The organism is Mesorhizobium sp. WSM4829, assembly GCF_055811475.1.
This window is the reverse complement of the sequence record NZ_JBVVQJ010000068.1, coordinates 1-14,613: the sequence shown is the minus strand read 5'-3', so window position 1 is coordinate 14,613 and position 14,613 is coordinate 1. Positions and strand designations below refer to the sequence as shown.

At 58.1% G+C, this 14,613-nt stretch carries 12 protein-coding genes, 1 pseudogene and 1 other annotated feature; all 13 genes and pseudogenes read right to left on the bottom strand.

What is annotated here, in order from left to right; genetic code table 11:
* Positions 1-45: 45 nt before the first annotated feature.
* Positions 46-969 (bottom strand): annotated as a pseudogene (locus tag AC0L17_RS33325) (IS3 family transposase); the annotation flags it as partial.
* Positions 570-686, bottom strand: a sequence feature (AL1L pseudoknot). (Overlaps the previous pseudogene by 117 nt.)
* A gap of 601 nt (positions 970-1,570) precedes the next feature.
* Positions 1,571-2,443, bottom strand: a complete 873-nt coding sequence (locus AC0L17_RS33320; RefSeq protein WP_473518840.1) for a host specificity protein — start codon at positions 2,441-2,443, stop codon at positions 1,571-1,573.
* A 527-nt stretch (positions 2,444-2,970) separates the two neighbouring features.
* Complete coding sequence (locus AC0L17_RS33315; RefSeq protein WP_473518839.1) at positions 2,971-3,276, bottom strand: hypothetical protein; 306 nt, start codon at positions 3,274-3,276, stop codon at positions 2,971-2,973.
* 801 nt (positions 3,277-4,077) lie between these two features.
* On the bottom strand, positions 4,078-6,018 hold the full coding sequence (locus AC0L17_RS33310) for a type VI secretion system Vgr family protein (RefSeq protein WP_473518838.1): 1,941 nt from the start codon (positions 6,016-6,018) through the stop codon (positions 4,078-4,080).
* A gap of 53 nt (positions 6,019-6,071) precedes the next feature.
* Positions 6,072-6,482, bottom strand: coding sequence for a hypothetical protein (locus tag AC0L17_RS33305; RefSeq protein ID WP_473518837.1), 411 nt, complete (start codon positions 6,480-6,482; stop codon positions 6,072-6,074).
* Positions 6,460-7,578, bottom strand: coding sequence for a type VI secretion system baseplate subunit TssG (gene tssG / locus AC0L17_RS33300; RefSeq protein WP_473518836.1), 1,119 nt, complete (start codon positions 7,576-7,578; stop codon positions 6,460-6,462). Before tssG ends, AC0L17_RS33305 begins: the two co-directional genes overlap by 23 nt.
* The gene (tssF, locus tag AC0L17_RS33295; RefSeq protein ID WP_473518835.1) at positions 7,542-9,422 is read right to left on the bottom strand and encodes a type VI secretion system baseplate subunit TssF; all 1,881 of its coding nucleotides are present in this window, start codon (positions 9,420-9,422) and stop codon (positions 7,542-7,544) included. Before tssF ends, tssG begins: the two co-directional genes overlap by 37 nt.
* Positions 9,422-9,928 (bottom strand): type VI secretion system baseplate subunit TssE, encoded by a 507-nt coding sequence (tssE, locus tag AC0L17_RS33290; protein WP_473518834.1) that lies wholly within the window; start codon positions 9,926-9,928, stop codon positions 9,422-9,424. The genes tssF and tssE overlap by 1 nt, the downstream gene beginning before the upstream one ends.
* An 80-nt stretch (positions 9,929-10,008) precedes the next feature.
* Positions 10,009-10,542 (bottom strand): type VI secretion system tube protein Hcp, encoded by a 534-nt coding sequence (locus AC0L17_RS33285; RefSeq protein ID WP_473518833.1) that lies wholly within the window; start codon positions 10,540-10,542, stop codon positions 10,009-10,011.
* A 99-nt stretch (positions 10,543-10,641) separates the two neighbouring features.
* Positions 10,642-12,135, bottom strand: a complete 1,494-nt coding sequence (gene tssC / locus AC0L17_RS33280; protein WP_473518832.1) for a type VI secretion system contractile sheath large subunit — start codon at positions 12,133-12,135, stop codon at positions 10,642-10,644.
* Positions 12,136-12,137: 2 nt separating this feature from the next.
* Positions 12,138-12,692 carry a type VI secretion system contractile sheath small subunit gene (tssB, locus tag AC0L17_RS33275; protein ID WP_473518831.1) on the bottom strand — a complete coding sequence of 185 codons (555 nt, stop codon included), beginning with the start codon at positions 12,690-12,692 and terminating at the stop codon, positions 12,138-12,140.
* Positions 12,693-12,732: 40 nt separating this feature from the next.
* The gene (gene tssA, locus AC0L17_RS33270) at positions 12,733-13,725 is read right to left on the bottom strand and encodes a type VI secretion system protein TssA (protein WP_473518841.1); all 993 of its coding nucleotides are present in this window, start codon (positions 13,723-13,725) and stop codon (positions 12,733-12,735) included.
* Positions 13,726-13,825: 100 nt separating this feature from the next.
* Entirely contained in the window at positions 13,826-14,503 is a 678-nt protein-coding gene (locus AC0L17_RS33265) for a hypothetical protein (RefSeq protein ID WP_473518830.1), read from the bottom strand.
* Positions 14,504-14,613 lie beyond the last annotated feature (110 nt).

Genomic DNA, 14,613 nt, shown 5'->3' with positions numbered 1-14,613 from the left:
ATGGGCGGCTTATTCATTCCATCGCGTTTATGCCGCAAATCGCTGACGGCGAGTTAAGTTGATAACGCCACCGCCGCGCATGGGTCGCCGCTCATGCAGAGCCTGTTCGAGCGCATCGAGGACAACGCCGGCATGCGCCGTTCGGCTCACCCGCCAGCCGACGATGCGGCGAGCAAAGGCGTCAAATTCGAGGGCGACATAGACGAAGCCGCTCCAGGTGGCCACGTAGGTAAAATCCGAAAGCCACAGCATGTTCGGCGCCGGCGCGTGGAACTGGCGGTTAACGTGATCGAGCGGGCAAGGCGCGGTGTGATCGCTCTTCGTGGCCTTCACTGGCTTGCCGCGAATCGCCCCCTCTAGCCCATCTGCCGCATCAGCCGCGCTACCGTGCAGCGGGCGACATCGAAGCCTTCCCGCCTAAGTTGCCGCCACACCTGACGCACGCCATAGACGCCGAAGTTCTCATCAAACACCCGCCGCACCTCTCCCTTCAAGGCTTCGTCCCGCTTCGCCCGCGCCGACAGCCGGGAGGGATCGCCACGCCTGGCCGCATGGTCGTGATAGGTGGATGGGGCGATCGGCAGCACACGGCAGATCGGCTCGACCCCGTAGACATCCCGGTGATCATCGATGAAGGCGATCATCGCCTGAATGGGCGGTCGAGCTCCGCCTGGGCAAAATATGCGGAAGCCTTGCGTAGGATCTCATTGGCCTGGCGCAGCTCGCGGTTCTCCCGCTCCAGCGCCTTCAGCTTCTCAGCAACCTCGGTGGGAAGGCCGGCCCGCACGCCGCTGTTCACCTCCGCCTTCTTGACCCATTCGTTGAGCGTCTGCGCCGTGCAGCCGATCTTGGCCGCCATCGACGATATCGCCGCCCAACGCGACGGGTGTTCTCCCCCTCGTGATCCAAAACCATCCGAACCGCGCCGGCCCGGACCCCAGCTGAAAATCGATTTGTCGTATTGCTCATTATGGCTCCTACTTCTCAAGGGTGGGAGCCTCGGGCAATCCCGGCGCGGTTCACTATCGCATCTTGGTAATCATCATACGGAGGACCCCTAAGTCTACAACAACACGCGTGCAATCTGGATCGTCAATAATTTCGAAGCCGACCATTACTCCGGTAATCCAATGGAAATTAACGAACACTTGCCTCTCCGTTAACGGTCAGTCCGGGGGACTTAATGATTTATCACAAAGCCTTTTGACCATGAGGCGAATGGAGGCCAACTTGAGGAAGGCGAGCGCCCCGGTGCGATTTCGACATCGACCTGGGCGACCCTTTTGGAACTCCGGCCTCATGGTGGGGTAGCTCCGCACGCCACGGTCTGTGGGGAACCTGGGTGGGCGACCGCCTCCGTCGTTTCCAGAGAGTTGGTGGAACGATTCCACTCCTCTGCCTGAGAGCAGATCCCAATCCACCCGCCCATGGGACCTGACAGTCGTGGCCGGTCGAACTTTTCCGGCTCATGCCGCTGCGCAGCAAAAGCGCGCACGGCAGGGATGCCGCCGAGGCTCATATCCAGCCGGCTCAGCACCGACAGCCGCTCGTGCGACGTCAGCCAGGTGTCTCATTTGATTTCCAGCCTATTCAGATAGCGTTCCAAGTGCCAAGTCGGGTCATCATCAGACGATTCATCCTCGATATATGCTTCGCTCGAATACGCATCACCACTTCCTTCGCTGTCGCTATCGTCGCTCACGGACTTCGAGAGATATAGCCCCGGTTTGTTTGCTCGCTGCCATTTACCGTCGTTATTCTTCGTCCACAGGTCGGGATGCTGCGTCGGGTCAAGGACCCACCGATTTTCACCCACGTTAACAAAGCCCATCTGCTCCAGACGGTCTTCCATCTCTGGCAAAGCGGGACATGACATGATCAGCGGCCGTTCGCCGTCGAGTCGAAGTTGATGTTCGAGCAGAATATCGCCCGCGTTCTCGACTAGGGGATGCGTAACGCGAAGGTCTACAATGGATGTAATGCGTTTTCGCCCGGGAAATTGATGCCGCCACGGTTCGTTTTTGATGCTAAATCCGCCTTCTGTTCTTAACAGCCCAGCGCACGTTTCGCCCAACTCATAGCTAAAATAGCGCGCCCTGGCGGTATCATCGCTGGTGTGACCGGAGCAACCTGCTAGTACTGCCGTGCGATCGGCTTTTAAGGAGACAAAAGGCGAAAACTCTTGTGGATTTTCGGCGATGTATCTGATTTTACCGGAAGAAAAGGCCATCGCTTTACTCTCGAATGAAGACGCATCGATCTCTTCGATAGGAGGTTGGGAAGCAAGCGAGTACGGTCGCGTTGGCACCGCAAGCGAACTATCATCTGGGTCCAGCGCCGATTGGGACGGCATACCTGTCAAGTTCTCTATCCACCATAGTTCCCGGGCAAGATGACCCTCTTCGGCAGCGCCATGGGCCAACGGCCGTCCTGTGTTGTCCATTTCGATCTCTCCGGATAGGAACGCAAGGAAGCTTCCATGGTATATCGGCGAGGGGCGCGCCTCCCGTCATGCATATTGTATATGGTACTATCTCAGGGATGCTGTACCGTCGTTTACGTTTATCCAGTGAAGTGATGATTTGGCCCCTCCTATTGCCTCGTGTCGCTTGACACAAACTGGCGGATCAACCGCAAACCGCGCTCGCAGACGGAAATGCCGGATCGGATTTGCGCACGGCCAGGAGAACCGGCGATCGGAGAGCAAAAGCGCTCCCATCAGAAAGGCAACGCCAGCCGCGGCCGGATTCCCGGCCCCATCAAGACGGCGGGTTCTGTCGCAAACGGAATGGCAATCCATATCCGGCACGAAGGCCTCTCGTTCGGGGAACGCGCTTGCTATGTTCAAAGGCGGTCATTTCGACCGATCAGTGATCTTGCTGTGCGTGCGCTAGTCTAGGTGGGCTCGGGTAGCAGATGTCGAGCGGCCGGTCTGCCCTTCGGCAACACTGACGCGCCGACGAGAACGCGTTATGCCTTTGCATCAAGTCCGAGCTGAACGCGCTTCGCATGCAGGATTGCCTTAAGGACATCGATTCCAAACTTGAGGCTTTCCGCTTCAGCCTCAATCGAGATACCTGTCGTGACGGTGCCCATGGCTTCCTTGAGCGCGACCTGCTCGAGATCGTCAAACCACTGCTGACCTCCACCTTCCTGATTTTTTGATAGTTTCTCAATCGCCACCCAAAGTGCGGATTGAACTGCTATCAGGGCAGCACCGAGTTTTCGTTCGTCTGCGCAGGAGATAGACACAACAGGTCCCGATTCTTCGTTCATGGCATTGTTCCTTGTGCTCGGATGAAAATCGGTCGAACCTGGCTCTCAAATTGCGGCCGGCGTTGATCAGCGTTCAACATCGACAGAGAAGACCGGGCTGCTCGTGTGCTGGCCTCCACGAGTGTACTCTCGGTGAAAAGAGGCTAAGCTACGCTCCCGTCTTCCTGCACTTTCGATATAGCCGATGCCCGAAACGGGCGATCGCCGAAGCTTCCAGGGCATTGCGTCGAACGGGATCGCAGCCGTGGTAGACGTCGCTCATGGGAGGCCCTCCGACAGGTTGAGGTTGACGGCTTTGCCGGCGGCAAGAAGCATTGCAGGTACGGGCGAGTCGAAGGTCGGGGGAATGATCCGCTCACCCGGGCCAGTTATGATCAACAGTTCAAGGCATAACGCACAGGTGTCGGGTGATCCGGCCAGGCGCTGGCCGCTCCACTCGCGGGTGGCGGCGCAGGGAAAGGCGAACTCACGTCGCCATGACCCGTGTCTGGCTGGAGGCGATGATCGGCGGCCCGCCGGGAATTTGTTCTGCCGAGAGACAAAGAGCGGCAAGCGGATTGATGAGGATTGGCTGACCATTGGCCAAGACCCGCGTAGCGGCGGCGAGCCACCGTGTGGTCACACAGGGCTGCGGTTTACCGTTCGGAAGCGTGAAGACGCAGCCGGCAACGAGGCCTTGGTCAGTCAAGACCGCCGCGGGCATGCCCGAGACGGAGACGCGCAGCGAGGCAGCCGATATATTGAGGCTGCCGCCGTGGGGGCAAGTCGCGGCCGTTCCTTTGTGAAGGACAGGACTAGGCATCAGGTCACCACAAGCGCTTCGTCGTTGATGATGACCGAAGGACCCGACACCTTGATCGAGGCTCGCTGAGCGTTCATGAGAGTGATGCCGGCTGCGCTGATTTCGATTGCCTGGGGGCCGCTTGCGCCCATTACTGAGAGGCGAATCTTGTCAGGTGTCACCTCGATACTGCTACCAAACGTCGCCGCAGCTGAGGCGGAGGTCAGGAGGTATTGCTTCGCGACGTCGATGGCATAGATGTTTCCAACCTGAACGTTGTGGTCTCTCTGCGCTTTCAGAAAGACCTCCTCACAACCCTGCCTATCCTCGAACCGTAGCTCATTGTAATCCGCAATTGTACCTCGATCGGTGTGCGTTCGGAATGTGGAGCGGGACTTGTTGACCGGTAGGTTTTCAGGAGGCAGGTTGGACCCGTTGTAAACGACCCCGGTTACGAGGGGACGGTCAGGGTCACCGTGGAGGAAGTCCACTACGATCTCTTGGCCGATCCTTGGAATTAGAAGGCAGCCGAAGCCCTTGCCGGCCCAGTTCTGGGCTACCCTGATCCAGCAGGAGCTGTTTTCGTCCTTGTTGCTCTCGCTGTCCCAGAAGAAATGGACCTTGATGCGGCCGTACTGATCGGTCGTGATTGTCTCGCCTCTTGGGCCCACCACGACCGCCGTTTGCGGTCCTTTGATCACCGGCACCGGTGTGCGGCGCTGGGAACGATACTGAGTGCTCGCGGGGATGATCTCCACCGTGCTGTGATAAAGGAAGCACTCAGCGTGCTGGTCGGTGGTGACCGCGCCCGTTGGACGGTCTCCCACTTCCCCCAAAACCGTGAATTCGTTCCCGACGGCCAGAAAGCGCTGGGTACCCTTTGGGCGCGCACCCAAATCGCCGTAATGGAAGGGGTTTGCAGCCTTAAAGACTACTCCCGTTTTGATTTGGCGAGCCGTAGTTTCAATACGCGCCCGATAGGCGTTACAAGCAAGCTCTTCTGCGCGGATCGTGGCGTAGAAGTCGCCATCCCTTTTTGCCTTGTAGCCTCCAGGATAGATGAATGTCTCCTGTACAGCTGAGCAAACGTCCGTAGTTGCCGTCTCCGATTCCACGACAGCGGCGCCAGAAAGACGGCTACCGGCACCCACTGTGCTCTTTCCAGGAGGAATGCCGCCGATCCGCACGGAAGGGGTGCGCGCGACAGCGGTGAGTTCTGCCATTGGCTTCTCATCGTCGTAGTCCTTGAGAATGACCTTGTTCGACTGGAGGGACACGACTTCGTTCCAATGCAAGATAACATCATCTCGATAAAGACTTCGGGCGGGCCTGAGATTGTGGTGGGTCTCCACAGCCTCAGGCTTGCATGTCTCGTGGCTCGAAAGGTTGTCGACCAGCACCAGATCGTGTCGATTCTCCCCATGTTCAAAATAGTAGTAGAGACCATCCTGCTCCATTAGGCGGCTGACGAAGGCCAAATCTGTCTCGTTGTACTGTACGCAGAAGGTGCGGTTTGGAAACCGCCCAATCGTCCGATTCTTGAAATTGCCTTTGTGCTCCTGAAAAATTTTGGTGATGATCTCAATGCTGGTTTTATCCTGAAAAATTCGGCTGTTGGTACGATATTCGAGCAGCGAAAGCCAAGGCCGCAACTCCGCCACGTAATTGAGGTGCTCCGTGTCGTCCAGGCCGACATACTCGAGTCGAGTGATGAGGCCGTTGAAGAAGCGCGTTCCCGCGTCCTTCAGCTTAAGGCCGACCGTCAAAAATTGTCCGGGAATGTTGGCGAAGTTCTGAACCGGATTGGGTGTGGCGAGCTTCACCTCATAGAGAAAAGGCTCCCCCAGCCGTTCGGTGCCTCTTAGCCTTCGAAAAATGATTTCGTTCGGCTGGAGTGCGGCCGAGGTAACTGCGGCAAATCGATTGTGCTTCAGGAGATTTTCAATTGTAGGCTGGACCATGGGGACTTCCGCGGTTGAGCTGCAAGAGCGCCGTACTACCTTTTTGTCTTGGCTCAAGAGACGCGGACGGAGCGCCGCCAACGAGAACCATGGAGGGGCGCCTGCCGGGAATCAATGATGAGCCGCCTGTCCGTCGGGCGCCCACCGCCGCTCTCCGGGGAGGGAATCTGGAGCCGCATATTAATGACGCCCCGCTGCTCATCCGGCTCTGCCACATCGGCGGGCTGGAGGTGCTTACTTGGCGTCAAAGCGTTCTCGAAAGTCACACGATGCGCGAGGATGGCTTGATCAACGGCGAAACCGCGTAAAAACTTCCAGAGATCCGGCTGTGCAGCGCCACTGGGCGGGTCTTGAAACAGCTCAACAAAAATACTGTCGCGCAGGTTGCGGAATGCTGAACACCTTTTGATTGTACTTGCATAGCAGAGTACATCGAGATCGCTAATAAGATTCATGCGGCCCATTATAGTCGACCCTCTCAGATTGCTTCGGAAAGTTCGGGACGGCGGCCGTTCGGCAGAGCTCGATCGGCGCCGTAGTCAGGTCGTCGGCATCACGTCGCGTCTTGCGCTCGCCGATCCAACTCGTCCAGCCGAGCCTACCGCTATGTCCCAGCCGGAGTTTCGGCACTTCTTCTTGTCGCAGGATCAGATTGACCTCCCAATCCAGTTCATCTCCCAGGTAGTTTCGGATAATCTCGGCCAAAGTTCTGAGGTCGGACGTGCCTGGCAAAAGCCGCTCGTACTGAGCCAAACCGAGCGGGCCGATAATGATGCGGAAGCGATGATGGTAGACTTTGATCCTGCCGCCGACAGCGGCTGTGCTGCCAAGGGTGGCAGTGCCTGCGTCGCGGCCGAGGAGGCAGAGCGCGCCCAGCGGCAACTGAACCCATTTGGGGATAAATTCACGGATTTCGACCGGGGCCACAAAGAAGCTGTTGAGAATAGCGACTAGCCCTTCGGCATTGCGCGCGTGCGAGGCAAGACGGCCAGTGAAGTGAAATTTCGCCAGATCGGGCATGGCGTCCCGGCCATGCAAAGATGTCATGCCAAAACCCGCGAGCGAGCCGAGCTGCAGGGCAAAGCGGTCTTCTTGTGGCCTGTCATGGCTAACGGTCGGCTCGCTCTCCGCCCAGGCACGGAAGAAGAGCGAGGCTAGGCGATGATGAAAGATATCGGCAAACCGAACCAGCGTCTCGTCGCCGGCATTGCGCTGCCTTAAAAGCGCGTACTCCGTCAGATGCAAAGGCAGCGGACCGTTGGGCCCGAATAGGCCAAAGGCGTAGGTGGAAATACTGGCGGGATGGTTCTCTCCAGCCTCAGCCACGCGCGCGATAGACCGGGTCGGAAAGGCCAGCGCGGGCTGCTGTCCAATCCGCACCCGATCGAAGCGCGGCCCGCTTGATTCCCCAAGCCTGGGGCGATCTGAGCAGATTGCATCGATGACACGCATAATCTGAAAGAAATCGTAGGCATGCGGCTCGGCCGCTACTGCACTCACAAAGTGTGCGAGAGAGCGAGGCATCAGAGGATCGTCCGGCGACCAACCGTCGGCGGCCATCGCATAACTTTTCCGCGTTGCAACGTCGAGACGGCCATCTCGGTGAAGCTGTTGATTGAAACATATTTGGCGAAGAACTGGTTGAGCACGGAGGCGAGGGGAAAAATGCCAACGCCTTCGAAAGCCGCTTCGTCCAGCACGAGGCTGATTTCGATTCCACGTGCGACTGCAGCTTGTCCTCCGCCCGGCAGCCGCCGAACTATCGTTCGCGACTGGACTCCGCGTATGCCGTCGATCTGCCGCGACGCGAAAGCATCCTTGGGATCGACGTATAGGCGCAAGATTTCTCGCAACGCTTCTGCGCCCCCATGGCCCTCATTGTCGGAATTCGTGATCGACAGATAATTCAGCGACAGATGGCTGATCAGCTTCCAGGCGACATCGCCGGTGGCGAAGGATTGGCGCGGCCTCGTCGGCAACGACAGACATCGCGTGGCGGTGACCGGAGCTCCGATTTCGAGAGTGAAGTCTGTCTCTTTATAACCGATCGGCAATAGCAGCGGCAGATGCCTGTTCGAGCAAAGGCACCGCACCGACAACTGCCGGGGATTCGCCGAATTATGAGCCGCCCGGCGGTCGACAAGTGAGATGAAAGTCTCGGTGCCGCCATAGTCAGTACTGGCACCCTTGAGGCGCTGGTGCTGCGACCGCAGGCGATGCTCTCGTCTGACTGTATAATAGCTGGAGTGCTGCACCTCCCGTTCATCGGCGCTGATGCTGTAAAATGGAGAAAACTGAATGGTTTCGCTGCTCTCTCCTTCGCCGCTCATCTCGAGAATCGACTGAACCTCGAAGTCGAGCGGCCTCATTCGATCTACAACCAGATGATGCTCGTAGTTCTTGTCGCTCAAATGAATGCGATCCGCCTGGCGTTCGAAAAGATTAATAGCCGGCGTCGCGAACAGGGCGATATTCTGAGTTCCGAGGTGACGTTCCAACCGAGGCTCGGCACGGTCGAGCACGAATACGATCTCAAGGCTCTCTGTCGTCGACAGCGCCACGGCGTTGGCTAGCCCGCCGAGCTCGATGAACAAGGTTCGTTCCGCAAGCGCGAAATACTCTTGAAGCAAACGATACCCGTCGAAGGAGCGGGGAACCTCCGGCAGGAGAGCGGAGTCGGGCTCTAGACAGCACTGCCGCAGTTCGTTGAGCGGGATTTTCTCCTGCCAGGGGGGCGGCGGGTTGGCGGGCCGGGCGACAATTGCGCAGGCATTGCCGATAAGCTGTTCGGCGACTGTCGCACCAATGCCATCAGGCCCGGCGAGGTAGAGTGTCAGGGCCCTCAGCGCGAGATTTCTGAACGGCATGCCATTGGTTGTCCGAAGGCGCAGTCGCAGCGCGGCCTTCGCATTTTGCCGGGGCGGAAGATTCAGGGCCGAAATTTGCGCCGGCGTCGTGTAGTAATCTACGGCACTCACCGCAATCGGCCAGAGGTGGACATCGTGCGCCGTACGGAACTCGCAATGGGTGATCGCATCCGAAGCGAGTTGGCCCAGCAGCTTGGTTCCGCGCGGCACCAGATATCCGTGCTCAAACCGTCCGGTCAGTGGATCCGGCCCGAATTGGACAATCGTCATCGACGGGATGGGCGCCAGAAAATGCGGATAGACCAATTCCAGCAGGTGCTGCGTGAAGTCCGGGAAACGAGCTTGCAGCTTCAATTGGACCCGCGCCGCCAGGAAGGCGAAGCCTTCCAGCAGCCTCTCGACATAAGGGTCGGCGACCCCGGCTGCTTCCATTCCCAGTCGGCCGGCCACCTTTGGGAATGCGCGGGCAAACTCAGCTCCCATCTCCCGCATATACGCAAGCTCATCATTATATAACCGTAGGAGCTTTGGGTCCATCAGCTTATCTCCGCACCTAGATCGGCAACGCGGACCATCTTGCGTTCCTGGTCAAGCTCGGTTCGGATCACAATCCGCAGCGGCACTGGCTTTGCCAGGAGGTCGGCCTCGATCCTAAAGCCAAGAGAACCGTTGCGGTCGGCGTCAGTGAGGGGTGTGACCTTGACACTGTCGGCAAGGAGCCGAGGTTCAAAACGTTGCAAGCTGTCGGCAATCTCCTGTCCCAGGGCGGCTGCGTCGATGCCATCGACGAGGTGCCCGGCAAAGGGGCGGATACCGTAATTGAGCGTGCTGGCTGCCACGTGGGGGTAGGACTGGAGGTCTACGGTCGCAGCCAACTGGTTTGCGTTAAACAGCCACGACACGTCGCGCAGGATCAGTGCTTGCACTTGGCGCAGCGACAAGCTGGAAATTTTCGACGATTCGGACGCGCTGCGCGGCTCGTCATCCGTTAGCCGGTCGAGAAGGGATGGCTGGATCAGGTCCCGCCTGGCAGTGATAACCACGTTCAATCTCCACATGTCGAGCAAGGATCCGGGACCCGAATGCATGGCGAGCCCCAGAACGGGCGCTGATCTGCAAGCTGTCAGGCGACGAGCTTGTTGAAGTCAGTACTGTTGGCGATTTGGTTCCAGCTACCCTCACCAGCCTTGGTAAGAGCACCCTTCTCGTCCTGCGCGTAGTAGACGGCCTTGCAGGCGCCGAATCGGAAGGTGAGCGTCTCCTCCGGAGCTTCTTCAGCATAGGACCACTCGATCTTCTCGATCGCAAGCATATTAAAGATCCAGTTTAAGAACAGGTTCGACCCGGCCGTCGCCAGCCCGGCGCCCGTCGACTTGAATAGCTTCAGTTCGACGCCATTGAAATGGGCGCCGCGGCCACATGCCACGTACAGGGCAGCAGAGGCGTTATCCACGTGCTTCTTGATGGTGAAGGCCTCAAATTCCGCCTTACCTGACCCGGCGCCTGTGGTTTGAGGGCCGATATTGAGCTTGTTCTCCATCGAGAAACTCCATTGGTCGCTAAGCGTGATACCGTTCTTCAGGATAATGGATTCGCCCAACGGCCGGATGCCGTCCTTGGACGCTTGGGTGAAAATCATAACTGCATCGAATGCCATTCCAAATTCCTCTATCTGGCGGTTTCGGATCGGGGGCCGGAATGGTCCCGAAGTGACGTGGTATGAAGACGGACTCTATGCTTGTGGCGGCGTAAGGGCTCAGCCCTTGCGGGCCGCGGGCAGCCGTGACACCAGCCTCAGTGAGATGGTAAGGCCCTCGAGCTGATAGTGTGGTCGCAAATAGAATATGGCGGTGTAATAGCCGGGATTATCTTCGACGTCCTCGACCTTGACCTCTGCTGACGAAAGCGGCTGTTGCGCCTTGCTTTCTTCGCTCCCCAGCTCGGGCGAGGGGTGGACATAGCCTTGGATCCATTGGTTAAGCCACTCCTCGACCTCATGCCGTCCTTTGAACGCGCCAATCTTGTCGCGGACCATGCACTTCAAGTAGTGGGCAAAGCGGCAGGTCGCAAAAATATAGGGTAGCCTGGCGCTGAGCTCTGCATTCGCCGAGGCATCCGGGTCTGCGTATCTGATTGGCTTGTTGACGGTCTGGGCACCGAGGAATACGCCCAGCTGCGTGTTCTTCCGATGCAACAATGGCAGAAGGCCGCTCTTAGAGAGCTCCGACTCGCGCCGATCGCTGATCGCAATCTCCGTTGGGCACTTGAGGTCGACGCCACCGTCATCGCTGGGGAAGGTGTGCACCGGCAAGTGCTCAACCAAGCCACCCGATTCGAAACCACGGATTCTGGACAGCCAGCCGTAGAGTTTGAACGACCGCGTGATGTTCACACCCATGGCATAGGCCGCATTCGTCCATAGATACTTTGCGCTGTCGCTGCCATCGGTGTCCTCTTCGAACGCAAATTCATCAACTGGATTGGTCTTAGCGCCGTAGGGCAGCCGCCCGAGCACGCGCGGGAGTGTTAACGCCACATACCGGGAGTCCTCGCTCTCGCGAAAAGCCCGCCAGGCGGCGTGCTCAGGCGTTAGGAAGATCTTCGTGATGTCGCGAGGATTAGCAAGTTCACGCCAAGAATCCATCTGCAGCAAATGCGGTGAGGCCGCTGAGATAAACGGGGAATGGCTTGCCGCAGCAATTTGCGCAATCCCCGTCAGTAGATCAATGTCCTGCGGACTATGGTCGAAGTAGTAGTCCGCAACCAAGCAGCCAAAGGGGTCCCCGCCAATCTGCCCGTATTCCTCTTCGTAGACCTTCTTGAACAGAGGACTCTGATCCCAGGCGATTCCTTTGTACTTTCGCAGCGTCCGAGACAGTTCTGTCTTCGAAATAGAAAGAACGCGGATCTTCAACGTCTCGTCCGTCTCGGTGTTGAACGTAAGGTGATGCAAGCCCCGCCAAGCCGACTCCAGCGCCTGAAAGTCCTGATGATGGAGTATCTCGTTGATTTGTTCCGATAGTTTGTCGTCGATCGATGCTATGATTGACTGGATCGTTTCAACGGCATCATCACTGATCAGCGGTGTGTGGCGAAGGGCTTGCTCAGCCAGCGTTTTGACCGCATTCTCCACTGCGTTGCGGGCCTGATCCGAATGCGTTTTGAACTCGCGTTGCAGCAGAATGACGAAATCCTCGGAATCGAGAACCGGGGCCTGCACCTCGGCAGGTATTGAGTTTACGAAGGTCACAATCAATCCTCCTTCGTCTCTGGGAAGGAGGTCAATGGTGCTTCCGCCGGTTCATCAGCCACGTCGTCCTTCGGTACGCCACTGAGGCTACTTAGCAGCGCTGGATTGCCGAGGAAGTGGGCGATCAGTTCCTCTGCACCCATCTTGCCGTCCATGTAAGCTAGCAGATTGGAGAGCTGCATGCGGGCCTGCAACAGCGCGTTTAGGCTTCCCACCTTGCGCGCCACGGCTGCCGGCGAGAAATCGTCCATACACTCGAAGGTCACGTCGACAGCCAGTTGGCCCTCGCCGGTCAAACGGTTGGGGACCCGCATGGCCACCCTGGGTTTTAGCGATCTGAGCCGGTCATCGAAATTATCGATGTCGATCTCCATCATCTTACGCTCGCCCACTGGGGGCAGCGGCTCGGCGGGGTTGCCGGTGAGATCAGACATGACTCCCACCACGAAGGGAAGTTCCACCTTTTTTTGCGAGCCATAGGTCTCTAGGTCATATTCGATCTGGACCCGAGGGGGGCGATTTCGGTTGATGAATTTCTGACTGCTTGTCTTTGCCATTCTTCGGTTTGTCCTCATGTTAAGCTTCGAGATTCCGAGGTCATGCACCCGAGTCGGCCGCCAGGCCCGCGATCGAGCGGTATTGAGCAGCCCCATCCGGCGCGAGTTCCTCGAGCAAAGCCATAAAGTCCTTGGATACAAGTCGCTTCGCCCGGTCGAGCAAGGCTGGCACGGGGCTGGCCGGCTCGTTCACTTGATACCAGCGGCAGATACCGTCGAGTATGCTGATGACATCGTTACGGCCGCGAATCTCTTCCGGATTGCGCACCTCGGCTCCTTTATGCAGCGGCTGCGTAACCCTTTCGGATTGAGGGATTTTCAGGTGGCGACTTACCATGTCCTTGCCCTGGCGGAGCACCGAAATGAGGGGCTCGAATCGGACAGCGTCGATCATATCGACGTGATCGTTCATTATGGCGTCTAGGCCGATCGCAGCCGTAAGGCTGGCGTCGAGATCCGCCCCGAGTTGACAGAGGAGAGCGGGGTCGGTGTCGCCGAAGGCGAGGTCGATCGTCGCTAAATCGATCTCGCTCGATTGAGATCGCTGCGTCTCCATCCAATCGCGCAGCGTAAAGGTGCCAAACTGCCTGGACGCGGTGAGGGGAACCTGGCAAACTTCCGCGATAAGCCCGGAGGGATTGCAGAGATTTGCCAAGGCGTTAAGGCGCACCGTCTGATCGCCACAGTCTTCTACGTCTGGCCGCGGATGCAGCTCAGGCCAATGGGATTCCACATACCCAGCGAGCAGCTCCAGGCCGTCGCGAAGACCGGGGTAGCCGAATTGGCTGAGAGCGGAGCGGGTGAGCAGGACACCGACGCGCAAGTCTTTTGTGCGGGTAGCGAGCTCCAGGCCAAGCTGCCAGACTTGGCGCCAATCGGGAGCCTCCGCGGCTATGACGGAATCTCCCATCTGCCGAGCGGGCTTGCCCTGGGCCGCCATCTCGAGTTCGAGAAAACTCAGATCGTAATCGAGAGCATCACCGCACGGATTGCCGTCGCTGACCGGCTTCACCAAATGATCAACATCGAGCATCGCCAATTTGCTGTTGCCTGTTAGTTCGCGCCGCCCGAAGGTCAGACCGGGTTAAGATGTTTTGTGTCTTTTAGGCGATGACTACGGCTCATGGGCCATGCTAAATTGATATGCAGGCATGGTGAGAGCGAGCCTGCATTCCTGTCGCTAATGATTGCATACCTACCCAACTGCGCATGTAAATGGACCCCTTCAGATGCAAATAGCGCAGGAAGGCGCGCACCACCCCAAACATCGCCTTGCCGCTGTCGCCGGAGCCATCGAGAGCATGTCGCTCGACATAGCGGATGACGATCTCCGGGGTGAGCGCTGCAAACCCATCTGCGCCAGCCGGACAGACCTCCTGCAGAAACCGGCGTGACAGCAGCTCGTGGCTTTCCACCGTCGAGGCGGCCAGCCCTCCCTCATTCGTGAGGTAAGCCGCGAACACATCAACAATCTGCTCGTACTCCGTACGCTCAATCGGAGGGGCGGTTGGTATCAAACCTTCTTGCCGGAACGCGGCAAGCAAGCGCCGGAGCGCCGATCGGTCGCCCGAATCGATGCTCCAGTGTTTGGAACGGTGCTCAAGAAACCGCTCAACATGAACTTCGCTTAAATCCTGGAGATCGTGCCCGTTGCCGACATGCCAGTCTCTCAGCTCACGAAATAGGCTGAGTGATCGCCAGGTGCATTGCCGACCGAAGCCTTCGTCCGACAATCTGCCCGCATAAACGCGTGCAAACTTGCCATGGGGGCCGTGAATCGCTTCCGAGCGTGCTGCTTTGCAGGTACTCATTCGCGTTCATGTGTCCTCTCCTTCGCGCCAATCGCGACGGAGAGAGCCTAAGCTATGCCGATCCAGCTACCGCTACGTTGAGGAAAGTGTTGGTAAAAACTCGCTCGCTC